Here is a 26,190-nt window from a genome sequence, read left to right on the forward strand (position 1 = left end):
GTGTAGTCCGGCGGTAGTCCAGCGCCGGGTGCTGACGAAGGGAAGGCGGGGGCTTTCGGCGGGCGCTGTCTGAGTGGCGCCCCGCACCGCGGGGCGACGCGAGTTCGCCCGACGCCCGCCTGGACGAGGCAGACCCGGGCAGTCGGGGTGCGCAGCACCACGACCGCTGGACGTGCCGGACTACACCGCACCGCCCACCCTGCGGCGTCTTTATAGAATTACCATCACGCCCACACAGACAACGCAGTCAAAGCGAATAGATCAAGCCAGTAAAAAGGCAGCCCAAATTCACAACCCAAGCCTAAAAACAGCTCAAAACAAAAACCACAGAAACACGTCCAGCACCGTCAACACTAGAACCAAAAAACGTTTTAGAATAGCGCACCATTAAAATAGAAATAATTCTCGTTCATGTCGTTTCGTTCGCACCGTAAGCTGACTGCCTGGCTCGGGCTGCTTGCCATCTGGCTCGGCCTGCTCATGCCTATCGCATCGCAAAGCGTGCAAAGGCACCACGACCCGGACCTGAAACTTTCATTCTGCTTTCCCGACGGCAAGCAGGACATTCACCTCGCTACCCCCGACTCACACCAAGACACGCACCAGTCCCACGACTGGAAGGCTTGCGGCTATTGCGGGCTGCTGGCCCTGCACATGCCGCTGGCCCATGCCGCCACCCTGGTGGTGGATACCCCCGATCGGCAAGTTTCCCTCCCGCCTTCGGCCAGCCTGGTTGTCGATCTACCGCTGGCGCACACACCGGCCTTTCCCCGCGCTCCGCCTCCCCTGTTTTCCTGACATCGAGCCTTCGTTCCATACCCAAAAGCTTACAGGTATGGCTTGTCGTAATGAGCACGACACCGGCCAAATAATTCCATTTCAAAATCAATCGTGATCGCGACAGCAAAACGCTGACCGGTCCGTGCGTACGGCGGCCATGGCCGTACTTGCTACGCATGAGCGCGATTCGACCGAAATGAAATAAGGCCGACTATGGAAAACAGCCATGAATCGCACTACCCGCCGCCTCGCGCCCTGGGCCCTGCTGGGCCTTTTGCAGCACCCATGCACTTTCGCCGCCGCACCCGCAGATGAAACCACGCTTGCGCCGATAACCATTACCGGCCAAGCCACCGCCCCCTCGGGACTGGACCCCCAGCTACCGGCCAGCACCCAGTCCGTGACCGCCAGGGATCTACAGCAAATCAACGTGGTCAACACCGAAGACGCAGTGAAATACCTGCCCAATTTTGCCATACGCAAGCGCTATATCGGCGACGCGAATTCCCTGATCTCGGTGCGTGGCACCAACAATTCGCAAAGCGCGCGCGGGCTGGTGTATGTCGACGACATGCTGCTTAGCAACTTTCTGGGCAACTCCTATGGCTTTGCACCCAAATGGTCCATGGTCTTTCCGGACAATATCGAACGGGTCGACACATTCTATGGCCCATTCTCGGCCCTGTATCCCGGCAACTCCATGGGGGCCACAGTCGCCATCACCACAAAAATGCCGAAAAAACTCGAGGCCACCGCCTCCGTGCAGGGCTTTTCGCAGCACTTCGATCAATTCGGCATGGACAGGAATTTCAATGGATCGCAATCCAGCGCCACGCTGGGAAACAAGATCGGCAATGCTTCGTTCCTGATCGGCATCGACCATTTGCAGAACACCAGCCAGCCCTTGCAGTTTGCCACGCCCCAAGCCGCCAACGGCGGCCAGCCCGGCGGTACTCCGGTAAGCGGGGCGCAATCCTACATCGACCAGTACGGCAAGCCGGGCGTCATCGCCGGCACCAGCAGCGAAGGTGTGGTCCACCTCGTGCAGGACCAGTTCAAGTTCAAGCTGGCCTATGACATTACACCCACCATACAGGCCGGCGCCTCGCTGAGTTACTGGAACCGCCGCTACAGAAACGACAACGAAAGCTTCCTGCGAGACCCCCAGGGCCAGGTAGTTTACGCGGGCCGCGTGAATATCGACGGCAGCGCCTACAACATCGATCCGGCCACGTTCGCCAACAGCGCCGGCCGCACCGAAAGCGCCCTGTACGGCCTGTCGCTCAAATCGCACCAGCAGCATGGCTGGAATTTTGCGGTCGATTTTTCGAGCTTCGACGTCCTGAGCGACACGCTAAGAACAGCCGCCGCGGGCGGCACCAATGCCGGCCCGGGCACCATCGAATCGACCCGCGGCAGCGGCTGGAACGCCCTGGACGCCAAGCTGAGCTATACGCCGGCAAGCGACGCCCCCGGAGCGCACTGGATCACCGTGGGTTATCACTTCGACCGCTACCACCTCGACGACCAGGTCTTCAATACCGACGATTGGCAGACCGGCGGAATGCAGGCGCCCAAGAACGCCTTTTTGGGCAGCACCGCCACCCAGGCCGTTTACGCGCAGGACGCCTGGAAATTCGCGTCGAAATGGACGCTGACCACAGGCCTGCGGGCGGAATCGTGGCGGGCCTACAGCGGTGCGCGCAGTGCGGGAGACGCAAGCGTGGGATACGGCAGTCGCCACGAGACGCATTATTCACCCAAGGCCTCGCTGGCGTACGCCGCCACCGACGACCTGACATTGCGCGCCTCGGTGGGCCGCGCCTACCGCTTTCCCACTGTCAGCGAATTGTTCCAGGGCAGCCTGTCGGGCCTGTCCATCGTCAACAACGACCCCAATCTGAAACCCGAAAGCACGCTCAGCAAAGAACTGGCGGCCGACTGGTATACGGATAGCGGCCTGTTCCACCTGGCCCTGTTCCAGGACGATGTCAAAGACACCCTGTATTCGCAGACCGACACCACCGTCATTCCCAACATCACCAATATCGAGAATATCGACCGGATCCGCAACCGCGGCATCGAGATCAGCTACCAGGGCGAGAATGTCGCGGTCGCCGGTCTGGACCTGAGCGCCGGCGTAGGCTACACCCGCTCGAAAATACTGGAGAACTCGCGCAGCCCGGAAACCGAAGGCAACAACTTCCCGCGCGTTCCCTTGTGGCGCATCAACGCAGTCGCCACCTATCACTTCACTCAACAAACCGCCCTCACGCTGGCGGGACGGTATTCGGGCCGCCAATACAACACGCTGGCCAATACCGATATCAACCCGGACACCTACGGGGGAAGCAGCAGCTTCATGGTGTTCGATGCCAAGCTGCGATACCAGGTTTCAAGCCGCATCGAGGCAAGCCTGGGGGTCGACAATCTGTTCGACAAACGCGCCTATATCTATCACCCCTATCCGGGCCGGACAATCTTTGCCGAACTCAAATTCAAGCTCTAGCCTTATGCCCGCAGGGGCCAAGCCCTTGCCCATACCGGGAACCCAATGATATGAATACCCATACATCCACGGACCAGGCCATTGCGGCCGGGCCGACACCGCAGCAACGTTACCGCATGCTCTGGCGCTGGCACTTTTATGCCGGCCTGTTCGTAATGCCGCTGTTGCTGCTGTTGTCCATCACGGGCACTCTTTATGTGTTCAAACCCCAAATCGAAGCCGTACTGTACAAGGACCGCCTGTTTGTCGCCGCGCCGGCGCAAAACGCCGCGTGGCTCTCCTACGACGAACTGGCCCGGGCCGCGCAAGCCACCCTGCCGGCTCAGGCAAGCCTGTTGCGCGTCAATGTCGACGACACGGCCGATCGCAGTGCCGAGCTGGTTTACAAACTGCCCTCGGGGCGCAAGACCAGCGTTTACCTGAACCCTTATAACGGCAAGGTGCTCGGCCGCCTGGATGTCGACAGGCGTTTCATGCAAGTGGTCCGCAATCTGCACCGCGATCTGATGCTGGGTTCGTGGGGCGGCATCCTGATGGAGTTGGCGGCAACCTGGACACTGGTCATGCTGGCCACGGGAATCGCGCTCTGGTGGCCCGACAAGTCCCACCCGGGCCTCAACGCCAAAGGACGGTTGCGGCCTCGCGGGCAACTCCAGGGACGCCTCTGGTGGCGCGACCTGCATACGGTCATCGGCATCTGGTTTGCCGCGGGAGCCTTCTTTTTCGTATTGAGCGGCATGCCCTGGTCGGGCGTCTGGGGCGCGAATTTCAAGGCCCTCGCCACCTCGATGAGTTTTGGCTATCCCGATGGCGCACGCCAGGCCGGGCACATACACAGCGCGCAGCCCGGACAGGCCAGGCTGGCCGACCAGCCTTTCACGCAAACGCCCTGGGCCACGGGCGACACCGCCGTGCCGCAATCCTCGCATGCCGGGCATGCGATCGCAACACCGTCCGCTGCCGCAATGGACAATATGCCTGACATGGCGGATATGCCCGGCATGTCCTCCTCCCATACGCAGCACACATCGACCCTGGGCCGTGCGTCGCTGGACAAGATCATTGCCTCGATCCGGCAGGCCGGGCTGGCCGGCGGCTACGAACTGGCCGTACCGCAAACGCCCGATGGTGTGTTCAGCGCCTCGTACTACCCCGAGGACCCGCGCGGCCAGCGCACGCTCCACCTCGATCAATTCAGCGGTGAACTCATTGCCCAAGCCAGTTATGCGCAATATGGCCTTATCGCCAGGGCTATTTCATTCGGCACAGCCCTGCACATGGGTCAACTGGCGGGACTCGCCAACCAGATTATCTGCGCCGTCATTGCACTGGCACTGGGCGGATTGTCCCTAAGCGGACTGATCATGTGGTGGAGCCGGCGCCCGCGCGGCGCCTTGGCCGCCCCTGTCCGCGCGGCTTCGGCCAAGGTTGCCCGGGGATGGAAACTGGGGCTGAGCGTATTGGGGCTGGTTTTCCCCCTGATGGGCTTGAGCCTGGTACTGGTAGCGCTGCTGGACTGGTGGGTTTTCGCTCCCAAGAGCACCCATGCAGCTTTGCGGCAATCGCTTAGCGGCTCAAGCCCCGGGCGCTGATCGGCCAGATTGCCTCGACCCGCTGGCCGCGCACAGCCACGACCGAATCATGCAAATTGAAGGTTGGGTCGCAATGCCCCGGAATCAGGCGGACCTGGGCGCCCAGGCCAGGGCGGTTCCGGGCATGTTCCGCGTGCAAAATGGTGTGTTCGTCGTTAATGGCAACGCAGCTCCAGCCTTCTATTTCGGCCGATCGGGGAACTCCGCTTTCGGCACTGGTCGATTTCAGGCCGATATCGACGACCGCCCTGTCGGCCGTGGGCGTGCTCATGACCGTGCCGAGCAGAAACAGACTGTGCCTGAACGACAGGGCCTCGCCCCAGTCGATACTGGCGTAATCCGCATCCATGAAGGGGTAGGAGCCGGCCTGGATTTCCGTATAGACCTTGCTGGCTACGTCGAATACAGCCGATCCGGTGCCGCCGCCGGTGACGGTCGGGCAGGGAATCCCGGCCTGCTCGAAGGCCGAGAGATAGCCGCGGACCAGGCGCGCCGCCTTGTCGCACGATTTTTGCCGCTGATCGAGCGAATGCTTGTGCTGCAGCCCGCCGTGATACGCCTGCAAACCAATGAAGTCTATATTGGGTAGCTTCTGCACCAGCCGCGCCAGCGCCAGCGCCTCGTCGGGCGTTTGCACCCCGCAACGCTTCTGCCCCACATCTATCTCGACCAGCACGCCCAGCGAGGCTCCCTGCTCGACCAAGGCGGCCGACAAGGCCTGCACTGCCCGCGCATGATCGACGCAAACCGTTATTCGGGCCTGTTTGGCCAGGCGCGCCAGCAACGCCAGCTTGGAGGCTCCCACCACTTCGTTGCTGATGTGAATATCGTGCACACCGGCCGCCAGAAACGGCACGGCTTCGCTGACTTTCTGGCAGCATATGCCTTCGGCACCCAGCGCAATTTGCCGCAAGGCAATCTCGGGGCATTTATGCGCCTTGGCATGAGGCCTGAGCGCCACGCCATGGCGCTCGGCCAATACCTGCATAATGCGCAGATTGTCTTCAAATGCATCCAGGTCCAGGATAAGGGCCGGCGTGTCGATACTGCCGACAGGGTCGCCCACACGCGCCGCTGGCGCCATGGCCACCGCGTCGATTCGGTTCAGCTCTTCCATAAGTCCCGCTCCCGTGCATTATAGAAAGGGCTCCCGCTCCGATCCCTGCCTGGAGGATTGCCAATCGAGACGCCGCGCCCCATGGAGCCGGCTCACGAGTTACCTTGCGCCCCGGTATTATCCCCGGGATAACCAAGAATTAGCATCTTTTTGGACAATTGACTAGAGTAGCATCACAAACCGCCCAAAAACCTGAATGCCCTCACAATGACGCCGGCGTCCAACAGCTTGCGCGCTTTCCCGGCCCCCGAGTTGCTCGTGATGGCAAATCAGCGTACAGTCGATTCTGACTTTACCGGTTAACCCTTAATTATTCGTTGACTCTGTAAAGGGCAACCCAATCGCCTATGTTCGATATATTGGTTTATTTATTCGAAAACTACTACACGCCCCAGGCCTGTCCCGAGGCCGATGTACTGGCGCACAAGCTGGCCGCGGTAGGTTTTGAACACGACGACATCGACGAAGCGCTCAGCTGGCTGTACGGCTTGGCTCAAACAACCGAACAATGCGTTCAGTTTGCGCAAAGCCCCCACGACGACAGCAAGCGCATTTTTACCGAGCACGAGTATCGCACGCTGGGAACCGAAGCCATCGGCTTCATCAGTTTCCTGGATAACTCCAACGTGCTGCCTACTGTGCTGCGCGAAATCGTCATCGACCGTGCCCAGGCCACCAACGAATCGCCGATTTCGCTGGAAAAGATAAAAATCATTGCGCTAATGGTGCTTTGGAGCCAGGAGGCCGAAATCGACCACCTGGTGCTCGAAGAACTCCTTACCGACGATCAGTCGCGACTGTCGCATTAAGCTTTTCCAATACGCATGTCGTTTTGCCCAGACCGCAATTCCGGCGGCTATGTAGGCCGTTTCGCCCCCAGCCCCAGCGGCCCCCTGCACGCCGGTTCGCTGGTGGCGGCCATGGCCAGCTACCTGGACGCGCGCAGTCATCACGGCCAGTGGCTTCTGCGCATTGAAGACATAGACGTCCCGCGCGTGGTGCGTGGAGCCGACCTCGTCATCATGCAGCAGTTGCAGGCGCTGGGCATGCAGTGGGATGGCGACCCGGTCTGGCAAACGCAACGCTACGGGGCATACCAGGAAGCCTTCGACTCCCTGGCTTCGCAAGACCTGGTCTATGGCTGCGCATGCACCCGCAAGGATATCGACATGGCGCTGGCCGCGCAGGAAACAGCATGGGATGATCCGTCGCGGCATTCCGCGGCAGCGGCGGCCGAAGGGCTGCATGAACGGCCCTACCCCGGCACCTGCCGGGCGGGACTGAAAGCCGGACAGACAGCCCGGGCATGGCGCTTTCGCACGCCTGAAGGCACGGAGCGCTTCAATGACCGCTGGCTGGGGCCGCAAAGCCAGGATGTAGCCCGCGAAGCAGGCGATTTTGTGCTGAAACGCGCCGATGGACTATGGGCCTATCAGTTGGCTGTCGTGGTCGATGACGGCCGGCAAGGCGTCAGCGATATCGTACGGGGCACCGATCTGCTCAGCTCGACCGCCAGGCAGCGAGTTCTGGCGCGCCACCTGGGCATGCCTGTTCCGCGCGTCATGCATGTGCCCCTGGTGCGCGACACCTCGGGGCGAAAACTGTCCAAGCAGAATCATGCCCCCGCCCTGGACTGCAGCCGGCCGCTGGAAGCGCTCAACCTCGCGTGGCAGCGCCTGGGTTTCGAAGCGCTTGCCTGCGCCGATGCCCAGGCCTTCTGGTCAGCCGCCCAACGGCGATGGGCCGCACGTTTTGGGATCGCGCCGCCATCGACGATGTAGAGGCATCCACGGCGACGGATATACGGGCTGCCCTCGACGCTATAGAGCGGCCCTTGTGGCCGCTCGCCGTTTGCCGACCCAAACACGGGCGGGCAAACGACCCGCCCCTACAGGGGTTTCATGTCTGCATCCAGCAAACGGGTCAGCAAACCCGTGCCGTCCCGGGCCACGCGGAACTCTCCGTATTTGGCCGCCTCGAAGCGCCGAGCCTGGCCTTCGGGAAAAAAATAGCCGTTGGTGACTATACGCACATCCGGGCCACGCAAGCGGAACTCCAGCGCAACGCCCTGATCCGCGCGAGGCTGAAACTGTATCGACTGCAACTGATACACCCCCTGCGCGTCGGGCTGCAAGATCATATAACCATGCCGCAGCGATGCATACTCTTTGGACGAAGCGAGCATGCGCCGAAGCGGCCGGACCAACGCAAAATTCAAGGCCATATAATCGCCCTGGATCAGGGACCGCGGATCGACCGGAGACAGTGCCAGCACCACGCGTTGCCCCGTCTGTAAAATTTGCCGATATTTGTACGTGCTTATATTCACTACGCACAAGACCAGCAACAAGCCGCCCAGCAAGCCCGCCCGGCGTAGCCAAAGCGGTGCATCACGCCCTGCGGCCGCCTTTGATGCCTGCATGCGCAGGCGCAACAAGGCCCACACGACCACGAGCGCAGCGCCGGCCACACCCAGCAAAAACGCTTTGTGCAAAAGACTCGTATCGAGCAAATAATAATAGCGCGCCAGGCAAGCCAGCAGGCCTGCCACACCGAACACCTGCAACGTTCGCCGGCCCAGGGCGAATCCCAGGACCATCCAGGCCAGGGCAAGCACAATGCCCGTCGACGGCATCAGCCAGGCCAGGCTCTGCGCCGAGACTGCCAGCGACCAGGCAAGCGGCGACCAGAATTCGCGGCGATCGTATCGGCTACCGGCATAAAACGCGCCCAGGGCCGCCAGGGATAGCGGCAACAAGCGCGCGGAAAGATCCAGAAAGGCCTGGACAGGCGCGGCCGTCTTCCCGAAAAGAGAGTCGTCCAGCACCCAGTACCATGAAAAATCGGTCCATGTCAGGTCCAGAAACGCCCAGATGGCCAGACAGGCCGCGAAGAACCTGAGCGCGAAATTGGCGCCTGCCGCATAAATCAAAACACTGGCGAGCACCATGGCCGCCACTCCCGTATCGCGCGGCAGGGTAAGGGATTCATGCCAGCTCAGGCACGCCAGGAACAGCCCCGCGGCCGCCACCGTGGCGCCTGCCTCGCGCATCGCCACACCCGAGGTGGTCCTGCATACCAGCAAGCCTGCGCCGCACAGCACAAGGCCTGCGATCCAGAGCCGCTCGATCTGCAGGTCCAGGCTTAATACCAGCAGGGCAATGATCAGGCTTGCCGTGATCCACATGACAAGCAAGCGAAACGCGCTCAAAAACCAAGGGTCGCGCGCATCGCCGCGCACATGGGGATATGGACTCGCGCCGGCTTTGGCGCTGACCCCCGGCCGACGACTCAGCCAACGCAACAGAACGCCGCTAAACAACATCAAAATCAGGATAAGCCCCAGCAGCGCCAACTCCGACTGGATGAAACTAAGCAGATCGACGGTTACGACAGTAAACGCGCCTACCGCAGCCAGGCACACCATGGCCAGATCAGGGCGTATGCGGGTGTAAATCCAGGCCATGAACCCGGTGACGCCCAGGCCGAGCAACGCCACAAAATGCGAGGAGTAGCTGCTGGGGCTGCCGAAACATGTCAATACGGCCCCCACCAGCAAGGCTGGCACGACCGCGCCCAGCACACGCGGTCCTGTGCGCCAGCGATCGCCAAACTGCCCGATCCGGCACTCCCAGCACCACAGCAGCACACTATCAAGAGCCGCCAGGCCCAGGCATATCTCCAGATAAAAAGGGTAGGCCGGCAACCACATCCACCCATCGGTGAACCCGAAGTACAGGATTACTCCGACATTGACCACCAGCACCCAGAGCAAACCCAGGAAAACGGTCCGGACCGCAATCAGCCAGGGCAGCAAAAGCAGCGCCCACCAGGCGAACAGCTGCCATGAATCTGCGCCGGTCTGATATATTTGACCCACAAGCGCCAATAAAGCACCGATTGCCACACCCGCCAGACCCGTCAAATTGGCGGAAACGGAAAAATTCCGGTCTTTATGCGTGAGGGGATATCGCTCCAGCAAGCAGGCCACCAGAATGATGATTGCCATGACTGCCTGTGCGCCGGCCAATTTCTGGAAGGCTGTCGCATGCGCCCAATTGGCCGCAATCCAGCATATTGCGGCGCTCGCGAGTAATAACGAACCGAGCGAAAACGTCGTTTTCCGGAAAAATTCCACCCAATTTCCGTGGGATGCATGGACTTTTCGAGAGCCGTCGACTTGCATTGTGTGATTCCCACCTCGTATTATCCGCGCTACCACTGCCGAAATGCAGTCACTGGAAATTCATGAACAAAACGCTGATTATTGCCGAGAAACCCTCGGTAGCCCTAGACATTTCACGCGCTCTCGGAGGATTCACCCGGGAAGGCGACTATTTCGAAAGCGAGCAATTCGTGCTCGCTTCAAGCGTAGGCCATTTGCTCAGCCTGGTTGCTCCCAACGATCCGGTGCGCGGTAAATGGAGTTTTGCCCATTTGCCGGTCATCCCGCCCCAGTTCGAACTCGGTCCCACCGACAAGCGATCCGCCGAACGGCTCAAGCTGCTGGTCAAGCTGCTCAAGCGCAAGGACGTCAATGCGGTCATCAACGCCTGCGACGCCGGGCGCGAGGGCGAGCTGATTTTTCGCTACATCGTGCAATACTCTGGCATCAAGAAGCCCATACAGCGCCTGTGGCTGCGTTCCATGACGCAGACAGCCATCCGTGAGGCCTTTGCCAATTTACGCGATGACGAGGCCTTAAAACCCCTGGAATCGGCTGCCCGGTCCCGGGCCGAGGCCGACTGGCTGGTCGGCATCAATGGCACCCGGGCCATGACCGCGTTCAACAGCAAGGACGGAGGGTTCTTCAAAACCCCGGTGGGACGCGTGCAAACTCCCACCCTGGCCATCGTCGCCGAACGCGAAGAGCGCATACGCAAATTCGTATCGCGCGACTACTGGGAAGTGCACGCCACCTTCGTCGCGGCCGCCGGCTTTTACACCGGGCGCTGGTTCGATCCGAAATTCGCCAGGAACGAGCTCGACCCCGAACAGCGCGACTCGCGACTCTGGTCGCAAACGGCGGCGCAAACCATTGTTACCGCCTGCCGCGGCCAGGCCGGCCAAGTCAACGAAGAATCCAAGCCGACCACCCAGATGTCGCCGGCGCTATTCGACCTGACCTCGTTGCAGCGCGAAGCCAACTCGCGTTTTGGCTTTTCGGCCAAAACCACGCTTTCGCTGGCGCAAACGCTGTACGAGCGGCACAAGGCACTGACCTATCCACGTACCGATTCGCGCTACCTGCCCGAAGACTACCTGCAAACCGTCAAGCAGACCATGCAGGCCCTGTCCAGCGAGGGCTCGTCCGCCGCGGCCAGCGTGCGGCCTTTCGCCGCGACCGTATGCAAGCAGGATTGGGTCAAGCCCAACCGGCGGATCTTCGACAACAAGAAAGTCTCCGATCACTTCGCCATTATCCCTACCCTGCAAATCCCGCGCGACCTCAGCGAAGCCGAAGGAAAAATCTACGAGCTCATCACCCGCCGTTTCCTGGCGGTATTTTTCCCGGCAGCCGAATTCCGCGTTACAACCCGCATTACCGAGGTCTCGGGGCATCATTTCAAGACCGAAGGCAAGGTGCTCATCAATCCGGGCTGGCTGGCGATCTATGGCCGCGAAGCGCAAGGCGACGACACCAACCTGATCGCCGTGGCCGAGGGCGAAACGGTCAAGACCGACGAAATCGAAGCCAAAGGCCTGGTTACCAAGCCCCCGGCCCGCTACAACGAAGCCACGCTGCTTTCCGCCATGGAAGGCGCCGGCAAACTGGTCGACGACGAAGCCTTGCGCGAAGCCATGTCCGAACGCGGCCTGGGCACTCCGGCCACCCGCGCGGCCATTATCGAAGGCCTGCTCAACGAAGGCTATCTGCGGCGCGAAGGCCGGGATCTCATCCCCAGCGCCAAAGCGCGCCAGCTCATGACCCTGCTCTCGGGCCTGGGCGTAAACGAACTGACCTCGCCCGAACTGACCGGCGAATGGGAACACCGCCTCAAGCAAATCGAACATCGCGAACTGGACCGCGACGCCTTCATGCGCGAAATCGCGCAAATGACACAAATCATCGTCAAGCGCGCCAAAGAGTACGAACGCGATACCGTGCCGGGCGACTACGCCACATTGACTACGCCCTGCCCGAAATGCGGCAGTGTCGTGAAGGAAAACTACCGCCGCTACGCCTGCACCAATTGCGACTTCTCGATCGGCAAGCACCCGGGCGGACGTACTTTCGAAATCTCCGAAGTGGAAGAATTGCTCTCCAAGCGCACGCTTGGGCCACTGCCCGGCTTCATCAGCAAAATGGGTCGGCCGTTTGCGGCGCTATTGCGCATTACCGACGAATACAAGCTCGAGTTCGACTTTGGCCAGAACGATGACGACGACGGCGAACCCATCGACTTCTCAGCGCAAAGCCCGCTGGGCGCCTGCCCGAAATGCGGCAACCACGTCTACGAGCATGGCATGAATTATGTGTGCGAAAAATCGGTAGGACCGGGAAAAAGCTGCGATTTCCGCTCCGGAAAAATGATTCTGCAGCAAGAAATCTCGCCGGACCAGATCAGGAAACTGCTGGCCGAAGGCAAGACCGACCTGCTCGACGGCTTCGTCTCGAGCCGCACCAATCGCAAGTTCAAAGCCTTCCTGTCCAAGCAGGCCAACGGCAAGATCGGTTTCGAATTCGAAGCCCGCCCCGAAAAACCAGGCCGCAAAACAGCCGGCAAGACCGCGGCCAAAACCGGCGCCGGCAAGGTCGAAGCGGAAACTAGCGCCAAGACTGCGGCAAGCGCCAAAACGGCAGTGAAAAAAACCGCGGCCAAAAAAGCCACGAAAACAGCGGTCAAGCGGGCCAGCAAAACGGCTTCAAAGACCGCCGCGAAAAAAGCCGTCAAGAAAACCGCTGCCCACTCAAGCGCCGGCGACGACGACGATCCGCCATTCTGAGCCAGACGGCGGCCACAAAGGACTACCCCCAAAAAGTTGGACGCCGATTCAACTTTTTGGGGGATGGCATGGCTCCCCGTACACGGGCAGTTCAAGCGAACAGTGATAGAGGCATATTTAACGCGCCCGAACAACCCGCGCATAATCGCGTGAACTTATGGCCATAGTTCATAACTGCAAAAAAAGCAGGCCCCCGTGCAAAGAAAGCCCCCCCTACAAGATCTCTCACGCAAAAACCCTCATACGGAAAGCCCTCATGCAAGCGGGGGTGGCGACCCAGGCAGGGTGAGCGAGCTTGAGTCCGCCGCGGCCGGCGCCTGGATCGGGATGCAAGGGAGCGGCTGTTTGAGCGTCAAGGGTGTCCACAGCCCGGGGGGCTGTGGACGACGCGAGTTCCGCGACCGCCCGATCCAGGCGCCGGCCGCGGGCAGTCCTGGCGCAGCCAGGACCGGACGAGGCGAGCACCACCCTGCCTGGGCCGCCACCCCCGCGTCTTAAGAACGAAAATGGCCCCTATAAACAGCCCCTACGGGCGACCACAAGAGCCCCCTCAGTGCCCATACACCATCTGCTTCAAAAACAAACTGATCTCGGGCACATAAGTAATAATCATCAGACACGCCAGCACCACCCCCACAAAAGGCAGCAGCGGCTTGATCAGACGTTCGAGCGGAATATTCGCCACCGTGCACGCCGCGAACAAATTCACCCCGAACGGCGGCGTCACCATCCCCAGCGCCAGATTCACCACCATAATGATCCCGAAGTGCGCCGGGTCCACCCCGAACTGCACCGCAACCGGCAAGAGCAACGGCGCCAGCACCACAATCGACGCCGAAGTTTCAATAAACATGCCGATCACAAACAGCGCCGCATTCACACCCAACAGGAACAAATACTTGTCATGGAACAAATGGCTCAGCCATTGTCCCAGCGCATCGGGCACGCCGGCGCGATTCAGCAGAAAACCGAACACCCCCGCATTGGCAATGACAAACATGATCACCGCGGTGGAAATCACCGATTTGTGCAAAGTCTTCGACAATAGCGGCAAACTGAGCCGGCGATAAATGAATATGCCCACGACCAGTGCATACACCACCGCCACCACCGAAGCCTCGGTGGGCGTGAATACCCCGCCGTAGATACCGCCCAGAATAATGACCGGCATCAGCAAGGCCAGCCAGGCGCGCTTGAGCGCCGGCCACAGGGACAGACGCCCCTCGCCATCGGCCTTGCCCAGCCCGTTGCGGCGCGCGTAGAACCACACATAAAACATCAGGGCGCCGCCGATGAGAATGCCTGGCAGGATCCCTGCAATAAATAGCTCGCCCACCGAAGTATCGGTGGAGACCGCGAACAGAATCATGGGAATCGACGGAGGAATAATCACCCCCAGCTCGGCCGAGGACGCCTGCAGCGATGCCGCGAAAGGAGTCGGGTAGCCATGCTTGACCATCGCCGGGATCAGGATAGCGCCCACGGCAAATGTGGTTGCCACGCTCGATCCCGCCACCGCCGCGAAAATCATGCAGGTCAGCACACAACTGCAGGCCAGCCCGCCCTGAATGCCGCCGACCACGCTTTTGGCAAAATCCACCATGCGCTCGGAAATACCGCCGGCCTCCATCAAATTGCCCGCCAGTATGAAAAACGGCACCGCAACCAAGGGGTATTTATCCAGCGAAGCATAAATTTGCTGGGCCACGACCAGCCAGGTCATATGGCCGTCAAAGGCCACCCCCATCAAACTGGCAAGCCCAATCGCCACCGCAATCGGCACCGACAGGGCAAAGAAAAACAACATAGAAACAATCATCAACTGCGACATGCAACCATCCTTATACTTTCAGGCGCGGGCCGAGGCGCCTTAAACGGGAGCCTCGTCCGACACGGCCTCGCTGGGGCCTTCGGCCCAGCGCACAATCACGGCCAGGGCGGCCAGCGCCGTTCCGACAGGAATCGCCAGATAGATCCAGGAAATCGAAATATTCAGGCTCGGCACATTCTGAAACCGCACACGCCACGTCATTTCGCTGCCGACCCAGGCCATGAACACCAGAAACCCGACGCTGATCAGCATCAACAAATGCTCCAGCCAGCGTTTCTTTCGTCCGGCCAATACGCTGTGCAGCATCTCGACGCTGAGCATGGCTCCGCCACGGAAGGCCAGCACAATGCCAAGCAGCACCATCCAGATCAGCGACGCACGCGTCCACGCCTCGCTCCAGTCGGCAGGCGCCTGAAGGACAAAACGGGCAATAACCTGATAAAAACCGGCCGCGACGGCCGACAATATAAGCAACTGCGTCAGGATCGATATCAGGCGGAACAAAGTTCGATCCAGAAAACGAATGATAGGCACGGCTATGTCCTGTAGTGAAGCCGGATCGATGCACCGGCGGGTAATCGACAAGGGCCGGCACATGCGCCAGCCCTTGGGGTTGATCAGCCTTGCTACACCAAATGGCTATTGGGTATTGCGTATGGCTTCGACCAGGTCTTTGCCGTACTGCTTGTAGAATTGCGGATAGATGGGTTCCACCGCTTTCACAAACGCATCGTGGTCGACCTCGTTGACCTGCATGCCCTGCTTCTTGACCTCTTCGATGCCGCTCTTTTCAACGGCATCGACGTACTGTCGCATCGCCACGGCGGATTCATGCGCGGCCGTCTTGAATTTGGCCTTGTCGGCGTCGGACAGGCCGTTATAGACGGACGGAGACATCAGCACCAGCGCCGGCCCATACACATGAGCCGTCAGCGACAAGTATTTTTGCAACTGCGGCAATTTGGCCGACACAATGACCGACAGGGGATTTTCCTGGCCGTCGATCGTGCCTTGCTGCAAGGCGGTTGCCACCTCGGGCCATGCCATGGGGGTGGCCAGCACACCCAACTGACGGAACGCGGCAATATGAATCGGATTTTCAGTCGTGCGGATTTTCAGGCCCTTGATGTCGGCAGGCGTCTTTACCGGTCGAATATTGTTGGTGAGCTGGCGAAAACCCTGCTCGCCCCAGGCCAGGGCGATCAGGCCGCGCTTGGGAAATTCTTCGAGCATTTTTTGCCCGATCGGGCCGTCCATGACCTTGCGGGCGTGCGCCAGATCGCGAAACAGGAAAGGAATATCGAACACCCCGGTCTTGGGCACGAAATTCAGGGTTGCACCCGTGGACACAATGGCCACATCGATGGTGCCCAGTTGCAGGCCTTCGATGACCTCGCGTTCTCCCCCCAGCGCGCTGTTGGGAAACTGCTGGATCTTGAACTGGCCATTCGTGCTGGTTTCGAGCGACTTGGCAAACGCATTGGCCCCGGCGCCATAATGCGAATTGGTCGACAAGGCATAGGCCATTTTCAGCGTCGTTGCCGCCAGCACCGGGCTGGCGGCAAGAGCTCCGGCCACCGATGCCGCGATCATCCATTTAGTAGAAAGCCAAGTTTTTCGCATTTTCCCCAATACCTATAAATTTTAAATTTGAACGCTCGGTTTTACATGAAGTCGAGTTATATGGGTATTGGGGTTTTCTAGCGTTTTTCCGCGAATCGATATCGCAGTCGATATGCGGAAGCTTTGCCTTAATCTTCAACGTACCAGGTATCTTCCGAAAGCATGACTTGCTGATGGCCGCAGCCGGCCGGCATCATGGGGAAACAGTTTTCCTGGGCCAGCACCACTACGTCGAGAAAGAAGGGGCCGTCGTAGGCCATGCAGGCCGCCAGGGCCGCATCGAGTTCGGCGGGATCTTCGACCCGCGCCGCGCCCCAGCCAAAAGCCTTGGCCAGGGCCACAAAATCGGGAAGCGACGCGTTATAGCTGTGGCTGTAGCGGCCTTCGTGGATGAGTTCCTGCCACTGGCGCACCATGCCCATATGACCGTTATTGCACAGCACGACCTTGATGGGAGTCTGATGCTGAATCGCGCTGGCCAATTCCTGGATATTCATCAAGACCGACGCGTCGCCGCTGACACACACTACGGGCTTGCCGGGATGCGCGATTTGCGCTCCGAACGCGGCCGGCACGCCGTAACCCATGGTACCCGCGCCGCCGGAGGTCAGCCAGCGATTCGGGCGATTGAACTTGATGTACTGCGCGGCCCACATCTGATGCTGGCCTACATCGGTGGAAATAATGGCGTCGGTGCCGGTGAGGACATGATCGAGCCGCTGCATCAGATGCTGCGGCAAAATGTGTTCGGACGAAGGAGTGACCTTCAGGCACTGCTGGGAGCGCCACACGCCTATGCGCTGCCACCAGGCATCGAGGCGGCCACCGGGCTGATCGATGGGCCCCAGTTCTTTGCGCAAGGCGCGCAGCAGGGGGTAGCAGTCGCCCACCATCGCGACATCGGCCCGCACGACTTTATTGATGGAGGCCGGATCGATATCCAGATGAATCTTGCTGGCATGCGGGCAGAAATCGGACAGGCGACCGGTGATCCGGTCGTCGAAACGCGCGCCCACGCAAACGATCAGATCGGCATGATGCATGGCCAGATTGGCCTCCAGCGTGCCGTGCATGCCCAGCATGCCGACAAACAAGGGGTCATCGGCCGGAAACGCGCCCAGGCCCATGAGCGTCAGTGTGCAGGGAGCGCCCAGGTCTTGCACCAGGCTGGTGAAGGCATGGCACGCATCGATACCCGAATTCACCAGGCCGCCGCCGCCGTAAAACACAGGCCGCTTGGCATTGGCGATCAGGGCCGCGGCGCGCTTGACGGCCGCCTCGGCGGAAGGGCCGGAGACAGCCGCTTCGGCGGGGGCGACGGCGTCGAACACCGCAAAATCGGCGGGAACCTGGCCGATTTGTATATCTTTGGGAAAATCCAGCAATACTGGGCCCGGACGCCCCTGGGTAGTCAGGTGATACGCCTTGGCGACGATCGCCGCGACATCTTCGCCGCGCCGGATTTGCGCGTTCCACTTGGTAACCGGACGCGAGATGCCGATGGCATCGCACTCCTGGAAGGCATCGGTGCCGATGGCGCCGGTAGCGACCTGCCCGCTGATGCACAGCACCGGAATCGAATCGCACAGGGCGTCGAGCAGCCCCGAAGTCGTGTTGGCCATGCCTGGCCCCGAGGTCACCACCACCACTCCCGGCCTGCCGGTAGAGCGGGCATAGCCTTCGGCCGCGTGCATGGCGGCCTGCTCGTGGCGCACCAGCACATGATGAATGCGCGGCTCGGAATAAAGCGCGTCGTACAAGGGCAGGACCGCGCCTCCCGGATACCCGAAAATGGTATCGACACCAAGGGCGATCAGGGTCTGCAGCAGGGTTTCGGCGCCATTGCGGCTATTCGTTTCGGTAGAAGTATTCACGGCTTGCTTGAATTTGCATAAGATACGCTATTACCGCATATTATCCCTCACCCCGCCACACCGTAAAACCAACTTATGACCGAACCCACTTCGTCCTGGCATATCGTCAGGCAATCGACACTGCACGGAACCGGTGTCTTTGCCGCCAAAAACATCCCTGCCGAAACACGCATTATCGAATACGCAGGCAAACGCATCAGTCCCGAAAAAGCCGATGCCCTGCATCCCGTCAATCCAGACGATCCGTTCCATACATTCTTCTTCGCCATCAGCTCGGGCAAGGTGATCGACGGCGGCAACCAGGGCAACGACGCGCGCTGGATCAATCATTCCTGCGCCCCCAATTGCGAGGCCCAGGAAAGCGCCAAAGGCAAACGTGTGTATATCGTTGCCCTGCGCGATATCGCGGCGGGCGAAGAACTGTTCTACGACTACGGCCTGGTCATGGAAGGCAAGATCACCAAAAAACTGAGGCGGGAATATCGCTGCCTGTGCGGTGCCAAGACTTGCCGCGGAACCATGCTGGCGCTGCCCAAGAAGAAGGCCAAATCGTAGGCATGGGTTTGGGTAGGGGTGCCCCTTGCGGGCGCCCGCAGGCAACACGCGGCAAGCGCACCGCCCCCGGGCCTGGGACACTCAATGATTAATCAGGCCGGTGGTCGTGAAACCGCCGTCCACGGATATGGTCTGGCCCGTCACGTAGCTTGATTTCCCGCCATCGAGCAGCCAGTTGATTGTGCCGCACAGTTCTTCGGGCGCGCCGTAGCGATGCATGGGCACGGCCGAAACCCATAGTTCCCGGGCCTCGCCGCTGTGCATCCGGCGCTTGAAGCTCTTTACGGGCCGCGGCAATCCGGTCTTCGAGCAGATCCAGCACCAGCACCTTCCAGCCCTCGTGCAAAAGTCCCTGGCTGAGCGCCTGGCCGATTCCGGAAGCGCCGCCGGTGACCACAATAACGTTCGAAGTTCTGTCCATCTGCCCTTGTCTCCTGATGTATATCGACCTTCAATACTCGAACCCGCCGGGGCGTTTCGACAACCGGACGGATCGGGCATCAAGCAAGCCGAACACCTCCGGCCTGTCGGTTGAGTCCTCATGTCAATGCAGCGGCAACGATCCCTGTGCCAGCAGTTCCTGGTAGATGATTTTCTTGGTGACTTTGCCGTATCCCGATTTGGGCAGTTCCGGCCAGATCACTATTTTCTGAGGATGCTTGTAGCGCGCGATGTTCGCGTCGAGCCAGGCCTGGAAAGCGGCATCGTTCCACTGCGCCTGTTCCTTCAGCACACACACCATCACGCCCGCCTCGCCCCATTTCGGATGCGGCACTCCCAGCACGCATACTTCCTTGATGCCTTCGTAGCCGAGTACTTTTTCCTCTATTTCGCGCGGATACACATTGGACCCTCCGGAAATATACATATCGGATTCGCGGCCGGTAATGTACAAGTACCCTTGCTCATCCATATGCCCCACGTCGCCGGTGCGGAACCAGCCGTCGCGGAATGCCTTGCGGTTGGCCTCCGGGTTGTTGTAGTAGCCCGCAAATACGGCCGGACCGCACACACAGATCTCGCCGGTTTGACGGGCATCGAGAACCCGGCCGGTGGAATCCTGAATCGATATTTGCATGCCGGTGCGCGCAAAGCCGCAGGATCCGGGCCTGGTCATCAGGCTGTCGTCGGACGAATGCTCATGCGGCGGCAACACCGTAATGTTTCCCGTTACCTCGCCCAGCCCGTAGTACTGCACCAGAACCGGTCCCAGCTTGTCGAGCGCGCGCTTCTGATCCGCCCTGTACATCGGGGCGCCGGCATAAATGATGTGCCTCAGCGACGAGTGGTCGTAACGATCGACGCTCTCGTGCCCGACCAGCATGTTCAGAATCGTCGGCACTGTAAAGAAATTGCTGATTCTGTATTTTTCCACCAGACGCCACGCCGCTTCCGGCGAGAACTTGGACTGGGTTGAAAATACCGTGGCGGCGCCGCGCACCGCCTGCGTGAGAAAATGGATTCCCGCCCCGTGCGATAAGGGCGCCACAACCAGGCTGGCGTCGGCTTCAGACAACCCCGGCATCAGGTCGCACAGGTGATTCGTCAGCACAAAAGCCATTTGCCCGTGAGTCAGCACGGCCGCCTTGGGCTTGCCCGTCGTGCCGGACGTAAAGAAAAACCAGCAGGGGTCGTCGTAATCGACACGCTCGACCTGGTGCGACCCGCTGCCCAGCGCTGCGTCTATCAGCGCGTCGATCGAACCGGTGCCGAAGTCGGCGGCCCCGATCCGGGCAAACAGCTTCAAACCGGCAATCGCATCGACAATTTTTGCATGCTCGGGAAAATCGGCATGGCATATGAACGCCGACACGCCCGCGCTCTGCGCCAGGTACAGCACTTCGTCGGGCGTAATCCGGAAATTGGTCGGTACCCACACGGCGCCGATCCGGAACGTGGCCAGCATCGATTCAAGCAATTCGCGGCAGTTGGATGAATGAACCAGGACGCGGTCGCCCTTGCCCAGCCCCTTGCTTGCAAAGACCAGCGCCAGCGCCTGAACCCGCTTTTCCAGCTCGCCCCAGCTTGTGGCCGTTTCATCGCAAACCAGCGCCGGCCGATTTGCAAACCGGGCCGCAGTCTGGCTGAGAAACGTCGCCAGATTCATCACCCGCCGCGAAATGGGTACCAGCCCTCCCGCGGGCTCGCGAACGTCAACCGCTATCATTTAACGCGCTCCAGGATGCTGACGTAATTGGCCACGGCCGCACCGCCCATATTGAAGACGCCGGCCAGACGGGCATCGGGAATCTGCATATCGCCCGCGGTATTGGTCAGTTGCATGCACGCCATGACATGCATGGAGACGCCAGTGGCGCCAACCGGATGGCCTTTCGATTTAAGCCCGCCCGACGGATTGACGGGCAAACGGCCATCTTTGCGGGTCGTGCCGTCCTGGACAACCTTGTAGCCTTCGCCTCGAGCCGCCAGGCCCATGGCTTCGTATTCGATCAGTTCGGCAATCGTGAAGCAATCGTGGGTTTCGACCAAGTCCAGGTCGGCAAGAGACAGGCCCGACGCAGCCAGCGCCTGCCGCCAGGCCCGTGTGGCGCCCTCGAACGCAATCGGATCGCGTCGGCTGAGCGGCAGAATATCGTTGACATGCTGCCTTGCCTTGAAGCCGATTGCGCGCTGCAGCTGGGCCGCGAATTCCTCATCGGCCAGGACAATGGCCGCCGCTCCATCGGAAATCAGCGAGCAATCCGTGCGCCGCAGGGGCTGCGCCACATACGGATTCTTTTCGGATATCTCGTTGCAAAAATCGAAGCCCAGGTCCTTGCGGATTTGCGCATAAGGATTGCTGACGCCGTTATGATGATTCTTGGCGGCAATCATGGCAAGCTCGCGACTCTTGTCGCCGTAGCGCGTGAAGTATTCCTGCGCGATTTTGCCGAACACTCCGGCAAAGCCGCCTTCGATGTCGGCCTCTTCCTTGCGATAGCTGGCGTTGAGCAAAATATCGCCGATTTCGGGAGTCGGGCGGCTTGTCATTTTTTCGGCGCCCACGACCAACGCCACACGGCCACGGCCGGACTCGATGAAATCCATGGCGGTGTACAGTGCCGCCGAGCCCGTGGCGCAGGCGTTCTCCAGGCGTGTCGCCGGAACGTAAGCCAGGTCGGGATCGGCCAGTGCAACCAGGGCGCCCTGGAAATCCTGTTTCTGAAAACCATTGTTCATGACTCCGACATAAATGCCGTCGACTTCCTTACCCGTGATGCCGGCGTGTTCCAGCGCCGCACCCGATACCCGCGCCATCAGGGTTTCGGTATCGGGATCGATGAGCTTCCCGAAAGGAATATGCGACCATCCCACAATTACCGCTTTCTTTGCCATGACTGATTTCCTTGAAATGAATTTCGTAAATAGCCGCCCGTCCTGTTCACGCGCTAGGCATGAGACAAGGCTTCCGTTTGCAGGTGTTTTTCCAATTTGTCGACTTCCCGCCTGAGCAATTTGTACAGCTCGATTTCTCGTTCCGGCCCCAGCCTTCCTTCGACCGTGGCGATACTGAGGGCGCCGACTACCGCGCCGTGCTCGTTGCGCACCGCCATGCCTATGCCCAGCGAACCGGCCAGTATCAGCCCCGGGTTGACGGAATAGCCCTTAGCCCGCCCTTCCTTGACCAGGTTTTCGACAAGAGCCCGTGTGTACTTCGGATACGTGGCCAGGATGTAGTCGATATTCTGCTGTATGCAGTACTCGACCTCCTTGTCGCTCAAGGCGGCAAGCATGGCCTGGCTGCCGGCGCCAACCCCCAGGGGATGACGATCGCCCGCCAGCAGCGCATGAGACTTCAAGGGATAGTCCCCTTCTTCCCTAAGCAGGCAGACGGCATTGATATCCTGCCTGACCGAGAAAAAAGCGGTGTCCCCTGTTTCCTGGGCAAGCCTGGCCACATGCTTGGCGGCCGTCTTGTGCAAACCGAAACGGTTCGACGCAATCAGGCCCAGGGCGTGGCACCCGGATCCCAGGTAATAGCGCCGTGTTTTCAGGTCCTGCTCCACCAGCCCTTCTGAAATCAAAGCCGTCGTAAGCCGGTGCGTGGTGGACTTGATCAGATCGGCCTGCTTGCTCAGGGCGGACAAGCCTATCCCTTCGTTGCGGCTGCGGGCAATGCAGCGCAGCACCTTGATTGCACGATGGATGGCCTGACTGCCAGAAGCCTGGCGCAGTGGCGCCGGGCTCTTTTTTTGTTCCATATTATGGACCTAAAAACTGAATTTGATAATTTCCTATTTGCGATTCTACGTAACACCCAATGATTGTCAATGAATTTGAAAAAAAATTATTATTTTTTGTTCCATAAGGTAGAATTCGAGAATACAATACTTCGACAGTCCACACTGTACCGGCCAACGCCGAAGCAAGAAAATACCTGGATGCGTCTGTTATAACTGTAGGCGCGAGTCAATCAATAGGCCACATAATGGCCAAGGAGACAAATCAATGAAGTTAAGCCGTCGTTCCTTCATGCTCACCACCGCCGGTGCCGGCGCCGCCATCATCGCCGCGCCTCTCCAGAGCGTCATGGCCGCTACAACCTATCGCTACAAATACGCCAACAACCTGCCCGTCACTCACCCCATGAATGTCCGGGCCAAGGAAATGGCCAAAAAAATAGAAGAAGAAACCAAAGGGCGATTCAAACTGCAAATCTTCCCCAGCAGCCAACTGGGTTCCGACACCGAAACCCTGAATCAGCTGCGCGCCGGGGCGGTCGAATTCTTCACCCTGTCCGGGCTGATCCTCTCCACACTGGTGCCCGCGGCCGCCATCAGCGGCATCGGCTTTGCCTTCCCCAGCTATGACAGCGTCTGGAAGGCCATGGACGGCGACCTGGGCTCCTACATACGCGGCGAAATCGGCAAAAGCGGCCTGGTCGTCATGGACAAGATCTGGGACAACGGCTTCAGGCAGGTCACGACCAGCAACAAGCCTATTGTCACTCCCGACGATTTCAAGGATCTGAAAATCCGCGTGCCGGTAAGCCCGCTCTGGACTTCCATGTTCAAGGCCCTGAAATCGGCACCGACCAGCATCAATTTCAATGAAGTGTATTCGGCCCTGCAGACCAAAGTGGTCGACGCCCAGGAAAACCCCCTGGCCATCATCCAGACCGCCAAGCTTTTCGAAGTGCAGAAATACTGCTCCCTCACCAATCACATGTGGGACGGCTTCTGGTTCCTCGGCAACCACGATGCCTGGAACCGCCTGCCCAAAGACATCCAGGCCATAGTCGCCAAGCACGTCAACGAAGCCGGCGTGAAAGAGCGCGCCGATGTAGCCGCGCTCAACGACGATCTGCAGAAGAAACTCACCAGCGAGCACATGGTGTTCAATACGCCCAAGACGGGGCCCATCCGCGACACGCTTCGCCAGGCAGGCTTCTATGCCGAATGGAAAAAGAAGTTCGGCGATTCCGCCTGGGCCACACTGGAAAAATCGGTCGGTTCCCTGACGTAAGGGCGCGCCATGTTGTCGCAAGCTTCCGAATCACAGGCCGCTGACGACAATCTTCGCGAGAGCCCGCTTTGGTTGACAAAGCTGGACAATTTTCTGGGGCACCTGGTAGAGATTCCCGTCGCTCTGCTGGTGCTTGCAGAAATTGTCATCCTGTTCTCGGGGATTTTCGCCCGCTACGTGCTCAACACCCCCCTTATCTGGTCCGACGAGCTGGCTTCGCTGCTGTTCTTGTGGCTGGCCATGCTGGGGGCGGCGGTCGCCTTCCGCCACGGCGAACACATGCGCATGACCGCCCTGGTCAACAAGGCCACACCGAAAACACGGGCATTCCTGGAAGTGTTCGCTGTTTTATGCTCGCTGGCCTTCGTACTGCTCGTGCTGCTGCCCAGCTTCCAGGCCACTCGCGATCAGGCCGTCATCACCACTCCGGCCATGGGCCTGAGCCTGGCATGGCGCACGGCGGCACTGCCCACGGGGCTGCTGTTCATGGCCTGCTTTGCCCTGATCCGGCTCTATAAAGTCTCAAACTGGCAACTGGTGGCGAAATCCCTGGGCCTGATTCTACTGATCGGCGCGGGCCTGTACCTTCTTAGCCCGCTATTCGAAGAACTCGGCAATTACAACCTGCTCATATTCTTCGTAGGCCTGGTGGCGGTCGGGGTTTTCACCGGCGTTCCGATCGCCTTCTCGTTCGGACTGGCCACCTTCGGCTACCTGATCCTCAGCACCACGGTGCCAGTCACCGTGCTGGTCAGCCGCATGAACGAAGGCATGTCGCACCTCATCCTGCTGGCGGTGCCCTTGTTCGTGTTCCTGGGCCTGCTCATTGAAATGACCGGCATGGCCCAGAAAATGGTCAGTTTCCTGGCCAGCCTGCTGGGTCACGTGCGCGGCGGGCTGTCTTATGTGTTGATCGGCGCCATGTACCTGGTCTCGGGCATTTCGGGCGCCAAGGCCGCCGACATGGCCGCCATCGCTCCGGTCCTGTTTCCCGAAATGAAAAAACGCGGCGCGGACGAAGGCGAACTCGTCGCCCTGCTGTCGGCGGCGGGAGCACAGACGGAAACCATTCCTCCCAGCCTGGTACTCATCACCATAGGCTCGGTGACCAGCGTCTCCATTACCGCCCTGTTCACCGGCGGCCTGCTGCCCGGCGCGGTGCTCGGCATCATGCTGTGCCTGGTCGTTTGGTACCGCAACCGCGGTGAAGATCTCAGTCGTGTCGTGCGCTCGAGCAAAAGCGACATTCTGAAAGGCTTCATCATTGCCTTGCCGGCCCTGGCTCTGCCCTTCGTCATCCGCGCGGCCGTCGTCGAGGGCGTTGCCACAGCCACCGAAGTGTCGACCATAGGCATTGTGTATTCGTGCATCATCGGCCTGCTGGTCTACAGGCGCTTCGACATACGGCGCATTTATCCCATGCTGATCGATACGGCGTCATTGTCCGGCGCCATCCTGTTGATTATCGGCGCGGCCACCGGCATGGCCTGGGCGCTGACCCAATCAGGCTTTTCAAGCGATCTGGCCGATTTCATGGGCTCTCTGCCGGGCGGGGGTGTTACCTTCCTGTGCGTCTCGATCGTCACCTTCGTCATTCTCGGCAGCGTTCTGGAAGGCATTCCAGCGATTGTGCTGCTTGGCCCCTTGCTGTTCCCCATTGCGGAAGAACTCGGCGTGAACGAAGTCCATTATGCGATGGTGGCCGTACTGTCGATGGGCATAGGCCTGTTCGCCCCGCCATTCGGGGTGGGCTATTACGCGGCCTGCGCAATCGGACGCGTGGCACCCGATAAAGGCATCAAGCCCATTATCGGATACATGTGCTCGATCGCCATCGGGCTGATCATCGTCGCCGCGGTCCCATGGCTGTCGACAGGCTTCCTGAAATAGACGGG

The 26,190-nt window shown here is 60.0% G+C and carries 19 protein-coding genes and 1 pseudogene; 9 read left to right on the forward strand and 11 right to left on the reverse strand.

Translation table 11 applies throughout. The annotated features are described in order from the left end of the window. Positions 1 to 411 precede the first annotated feature (411 nt). The 3 genes from LSG25_RS15310 (at position 412) to LSG25_RS15320 (ending at position 4,881) form a co-directional block, all read left to right on the forward strand. Complete coding sequence (locus LSG25_RS15310; protein WP_232741768.1) at positions 412 to 798, forward strand: DUF2946 domain-containing protein; 387 nt, start codon at positions 412 to 414, stop codon at positions 796 to 798. A gap of 208 nt (positions 799 to 1,006) precedes the next feature. Further along, positions 1,007 to 3,289 (forward strand): TonB-dependent receptor, encoded by a 2,283-nt coding sequence (locus LSG25_RS15315; protein WP_232741769.1) that lies wholly within the window; start codon positions 1,007 to 1,009, stop codon positions 3,287 to 3,289. A gap of 50 nt (positions 3,290 to 3,339) precedes the next feature. After that, positions 3,340 to 4,881: a PepSY domain-containing protein gene (locus tag LSG25_RS15320; protein ID WP_232741770.1), complete on the forward strand. Its 1,542-nt coding sequence runs from the start codon at positions 3,340 to 3,342 to the stop codon at positions 4,879 to 4,881. On the opposite strand, the gene LSG25_RS15325 is transcribed toward LSG25_RS15320, so the two are convergent. After that, entirely contained in the window at positions 4,856 to 5,998 is a 1,143-nt protein-coding gene (locus LSG25_RS15325) for a DSD1 family PLP-dependent enzyme (RefSeq protein ID WP_232741771.1), read from the reverse strand. The two genes, LSG25_RS15320 and LSG25_RS15325, sit on opposite strands and share 26 nt — an antisense overlap. A 347-nt stretch (positions 5,999 to 6,345) precedes the next feature. On the opposite strand from LSG25_RS15325, the gene LSG25_RS15330 reads away from it, so the two are divergent. Continuing rightward, positions 6,346 to 6,807, forward strand: a complete 462-nt coding sequence (locus tag LSG25_RS15330) for a DUF494 family protein (protein WP_232741772.1) — start codon at positions 6,346 to 6,348, stop codon at positions 6,805 to 6,807. Between the two features lie 15 nt (positions 6,808 to 6,822). Further along, positions 6,823 to 7,779, forward strand: coding sequence for a tRNA glutamyl-Q(34) synthetase GluQRS (gene gluQRS, locus LSG25_RS15335; protein ID WP_232741773.1), 957 nt, complete (start codon positions 6,823 to 6,825; stop codon positions 7,777 to 7,779). Positions 7,780 to 7,886: 107 nt separating this feature from the next. Here gluQRS and LSG25_RS15340 read toward each other — a convergent pair whose 3' ends face one another. Then, positions 7,887 to 10,184, reverse strand: a complete 2,298-nt coding sequence (locus tag LSG25_RS15340) for a GDYXXLXY domain-containing protein (protein ID WP_232741774.1) — start codon at positions 10,182 to 10,184, stop codon at positions 7,887 to 7,889. 62 nt (positions 10,185 to 10,246) lie between these two features. On the opposite strand from LSG25_RS15340, the gene LSG25_RS15345 reads away from it, so the two are divergent. Continuing rightward, positions 10,247 to 12,946, forward strand: coding sequence for a DNA topoisomerase III (locus LSG25_RS15345; RefSeq protein WP_232741775.1), 2,700 nt, complete (start codon positions 10,247 to 10,249; stop codon positions 12,944 to 12,946). A 550-nt stretch (positions 12,947 to 13,496) separates the two neighbouring features. Here LSG25_RS15345 and LSG25_RS15350 read toward each other — a convergent pair. The 4 genes from LSG25_RS15350 to ilvB form a co-directional block, all read right to left on the reverse strand. Next, a complete protein-coding gene (locus LSG25_RS15350) occupies positions 13,497 to 14,777 on the reverse strand; it encodes a TRAP transporter large permease (RefSeq protein WP_232741776.1) in 1,281 nt (426 codons plus the stop codon). Between the two features lie 39 nt (positions 14,778 to 14,816). Continuing rightward, a complete protein-coding gene (locus LSG25_RS15355; RefSeq protein WP_232741777.1) occupies positions 14,817 to 15,311 on the reverse strand; it encodes a TRAP transporter small permease in 495 nt (164 codons plus the stop codon). Between the two features lie 105 nt (positions 15,312 to 15,416). Then, complete coding sequence (locus LSG25_RS15360; protein ID WP_232741778.1) at positions 15,417 to 16,400, reverse strand: TRAP transporter substrate-binding protein; 984 nt, start codon at positions 16,398 to 16,400, stop codon at positions 15,417 to 15,419. Positions 16,401 to 16,528: 128 nt separating this feature from the next. Next, the gene (gene ilvB, locus LSG25_RS15365) at positions 16,529 to 18,274 is read right to left on the reverse strand and encodes a biosynthetic-type acetolactate synthase large subunit (protein WP_232741779.1); all 1,746 of its coding nucleotides are present in this window, start codon (positions 18,272 to 18,274) and stop codon (positions 16,529 to 16,531) included. Between the two features lie 75 nt (positions 18,275 to 18,349). Here ilvB and LSG25_RS15370 point away from each other — a divergent pair, with 75 nt between their 5' ends. Further along, on the forward strand, positions 18,350 to 18,829 hold the full coding sequence (locus tag LSG25_RS15370; protein ID WP_232741780.1) for an SET domain-containing protein: 480 nt from the start codon (positions 18,350 to 18,352) through the stop codon (positions 18,827 to 18,829). 81 nt (positions 18,830 to 18,910) lie between these two features. Here the strand turns inward: LSG25_RS15370 and LSG25_RS20515 are convergent, their stop codons facing one another. From LSG25_RS20515 to LSG25_RS15390, 5 genes and pseudogenes are all read right to left on the reverse strand, one after another. Next, positions 18,911 to 19,126 carry an SDR family oxidoreductase gene (locus LSG25_RS20515; RefSeq protein WP_370635885.1) on the reverse strand — a complete coding sequence of 72 codons (216 nt, stop codon included), beginning with the start codon at positions 19,124 to 19,126 and terminating at the stop codon, positions 18,911 to 18,913. A gap of 28 nt (positions 19,127 to 19,154) precedes the next feature. Further along, positions 19,155 to 19,250 (reverse strand): annotated as a pseudogene (locus tag LSG25_RS20520) (3-oxoacyl-ACP reductase); the annotation flags it as partial. A 123-nt stretch (positions 19,251 to 19,373) separates the two neighbouring features. Continuing rightward, a complete protein-coding gene (locus LSG25_RS15380; RefSeq protein ID WP_232741782.1) occupies positions 19,374 to 20,996 on the reverse strand; it encodes an acyl-CoA synthetase in 1,623 nt (540 codons plus the stop codon). Continuing rightward, on the reverse strand, positions 20,993 to 22,165 hold the full coding sequence (locus tag LSG25_RS15385; protein WP_232741783.1) for an acetyl-CoA acetyltransferase: 1,173 nt from the start codon (positions 22,163 to 22,165) through the stop codon (positions 20,993 to 20,995). The genes LSG25_RS15380 and LSG25_RS15385 overlap by 4 nt, the downstream gene beginning before the upstream one ends. 53 nt (positions 22,166 to 22,218) lie before the next feature. After that, positions 22,219 to 23,031, reverse strand: a complete 813-nt coding sequence (locus LSG25_RS15390) for an IclR family transcriptional regulator (RefSeq protein ID WP_232741784.1) — start codon at positions 23,029 to 23,031, stop codon at positions 22,219 to 22,221. Positions 23,032 to 23,278: 247 nt separating this feature from the next. Between LSG25_RS15390 and LSG25_RS15395 the strand changes: the two genes are divergently transcribed. Then, positions 23,279 to 24,295, forward strand: a complete 1,017-nt coding sequence (locus LSG25_RS15395; protein WP_232741785.1) for a TRAP transporter substrate-binding protein — start codon at positions 23,279 to 23,281, stop codon at positions 24,293 to 24,295. A gap of 9 nt (positions 24,296 to 24,304) precedes the next feature. Then, entirely contained in the window at positions 24,305 to 26,185 is a 1,881-nt protein-coding gene (locus LSG25_RS15400) for a TRAP transporter large permease subunit (RefSeq protein WP_232741786.1), read from the forward strand. The last annotated feature ends 5 nt before the right edge of the window (positions 26,186 to 26,190 follow it).

The organism is Paralcaligenes sp. KSB-10, assembly GCF_021266465.1.
Taxonomy (GTDB): domain Bacteria; phylum Pseudomonadota; class Gammaproteobacteria; order Burkholderiales; family Burkholderiaceae_B.

Coding starts and splice junctions, on each gene's coding strand:
- LSG25_RS15400 (WP_232741786.1), top strand. CDS start 24,305: ATGTTGTCGCAAGCTTCCGAATCACAGGCCGCTGACGACAATCTTCGC.
- LSG25_RS15390 (WP_232741784.1), bottom strand. CDS start 23,031: ATGGAACAAAAAAAGAGCCCGGCGCCACTGCGCCAGGCTTCTGGCAGT.
- LSG25_RS15340 (WP_232741774.1), bottom strand. CDS start 10,184: ATGCAAGTCGACGGCTCTCGAAAAGTCCATGCATCCCACGGAAATTGG.
- LSG25_RS15320 (WP_232741770.1), top strand. CDS start 3,340: ATGAATACCCATACATCCACGGACCAGGCCATTGCGGCCGGGCCGACA.
- LSG25_RS15310 (WP_232741768.1), top strand. CDS start 412: ATGTCGTTTCGTTCGCACCGTAAGCTGACTGCCTGGCTCGGGCTGCTT.
- LSG25_RS15385 (WP_232741783.1), bottom strand. CDS start 22,165: ATGGCAAAGAAAGCGGTAATTGTGGGATGGTCGCATATTCCTTTCGGG.
- LSG25_RS15315 (WP_232741769.1), top strand. CDS start 1,007: ATGAATCGCACTACCCGCCGCCTCGCGCCCTGGGCCCTGCTGGGCCTT.
- LSG25_RS15380 (WP_232741782.1), bottom strand. CDS start 20,996: ATGATAGCGGTTGACGTTCGCGAGCCCGCGGGAGGGCTGGTACCCATT.
- LSG25_RS15345 (WP_232741775.1), top strand. CDS start 10,247: ATGAACAAAACGCTGATTATTGCCGAGAAACCCTCGGTAGCCCTAGAC.
- LSG25_RS15360 (WP_232741778.1), bottom strand. CDS start 16,400: ATGCGAAAAACTTGGCTTTCTACTAAATGGATGATCGCGGCATCGGTG.
- gluQRS (WP_232741773.1), top strand. CDS start 6,823: ATGTCGTTTTGCCCAGACCGCAATTCCGGCGGCTATGTAGGCCGTTTC.
- LSG25_RS15350 (WP_232741776.1), bottom strand. CDS start 14,777: ATGTCGCAGTTGATGATTGTTTCTATGTTGTTTTTCTTTGCCCTGTCG.
- LSG25_RS15325 (WP_232741771.1), bottom strand. CDS start 5,998: ATGGAAGAGCTGAACCGAATCGACGCGGTGGCCATGGCGCCAGCGGCG.
- LSG25_RS15395 (WP_232741785.1), top strand. CDS start 23,279: ATGAAGTTAAGCCGTCGTTCCTTCATGCTCACCACCGCCGGTGCCGGC.
- LSG25_RS15330 (WP_232741772.1), top strand. CDS start 6,346: ATGTTCGATATATTGGTTTATTTATTCGAAAACTACTACACGCCCCAG.
- LSG25_RS15370 (WP_232741780.1), top strand. CDS start 18,350: ATGACCGAACCCACTTCGTCCTGGCATATCGTCAGGCAATCGACACTG.